The following is a 1,548-nucleotide window of genomic DNA, read 5'->3' as shown; positions in this document are numbered from 1 at the left end:
GATCTTTGAGGATGGCACGGACCTTTATTGGGCGCGTTCTAGGGTTCTGGAATACCTCAATCAAGTGTCCGGCTCGTTACCTGCATCTGCTAAACCACAATTGGGACCTGACGCAACGGGTGTTGGCTGGGTATATCTCTATGCGCTAGTAGATAAAACGGGTCAACATGACTTAGCGGAGCTACGTAGCATTCAGGATTGGTTCTTGAAGTATGAGTTGCAAACGGTTCCGGGCGTTTCTGAAGTAGCGACAATAGGCGGTATGGTGCGTCAGTACCAAATTGAAGTTGATCCGAACCTACTCCGCTCTTACGACATTCCTTTAGCCCATGTTGGCATGGCAATTAAAAAGGCCAACCAGGAAACCGGTGCTTCTGTTATCGAGATGGCTGAAGCAGAGTACATGGTGCGCGTTAGCGGCTACTTGCAAAGTGTAGATGATATTAAAAATATTCCACTCGGTATAAACGCTAATAACACGCCACTGCTTTTGAAAGATATTGCCAAGATTGAATTGGGTCCACAGATGCGACGCGGCATCGCTGAATTGAACGGCGAAGGTGAAGTGGTCGGTGGTGTTGTAGTGATGCGCTTTGGCGAGAATGCACAAAGCGTTATTGATAATGTGAAAGCAAAATTGGAGAGTTTGAAGAAAGGCCTGCCTGACGGAGTAGAGGTTGTAACAACCTATGATCGTTCAAGCCTGATTAGTCGAGCAATCGATAACCTCTACGAAAAGCTATTAGAAGAGTTTATCGTCGTAACTATTATTTGTGCGCTTTTCCTATTTCATTTCCGTTCATCTCTGGTTGTACTGGTTAGCTTGCCTGTGGGTATTCTCACGGCCTTTATCATCATGTATCAGCAAGGTTTGAACGCCAATATTATGTCTCTGGGTGGAATCGCGATTGCGATCGGTGCGATGGTTGATGGCGCCATCGTCATGATTGAAAACGTTCATAAGCATATGGAAAAAACAGAGCTGACAGATGAAAACCGTTGGCAGGTGATTACCCAGGCTGCATCTGAAGTCGGGCCACCTTTATTCTTCTCTTTGTTGATTATTACAGCCAGCTTTCTGCCTGTGTTCACTCTTGAAGCACAAGAAGGCAAGTTGTTTTCACCCCTGGCGTTCACTAAAACCTATGCGATGGCAGCTGCCGCAGGTCTTGCTATTACACTCGTGCCAGTGTTGATGGGCTACTTTATTCGTGGAAAAGTGACGCCTGAACATAAAAACCCGATTAACCGCTTGATGATTGCCATGTATAAACCAGTGATCAAAGGTGTGTTGGCTTTTCCTAAAACGACTCTTTTGTTTTCTGCTGTTGTCTTAGTGGTTGGTTTATGGCCAGCGACTAAGCTAGGAAGCGAATTCATGCCACCATTGGACGAAGGTGACTTGATGTATATGCCTACAACATATGCCGGTGTATCAGTCGGCAAGGCGAGAGAGCTACTCCAACAAACCGATAAGTTGATCAAAACCGTACCAGAGGTCGAGTCTGTTTTCGGTAAAGTCGGGCGTGCCGAAACAGCGACTGACCC

Annotated in this window: 1 protein-coding gene; it reads left to right on the top strand. The window is 46.3% G+C overall.

Annotation, left to right across the window (positions count from 1 at the left end; all coding sequences use genetic code 11):
• On the top strand, positions 1–1,548 hold a 1,548-nt coding region (locus A3729_RS25410), incomplete at both ends, for an efflux RND transporter permease subunit (protein WP_197476085.1).

The sequence above is a fragment of the Oleiphilus sp. HI0043 genome, assembly GCF_001634935.1.
The sequence above is the reverse complement of the archived record's forward strand: the minus strand, read 5'-3'. Positions and strand labels throughout refer to the sequence as shown.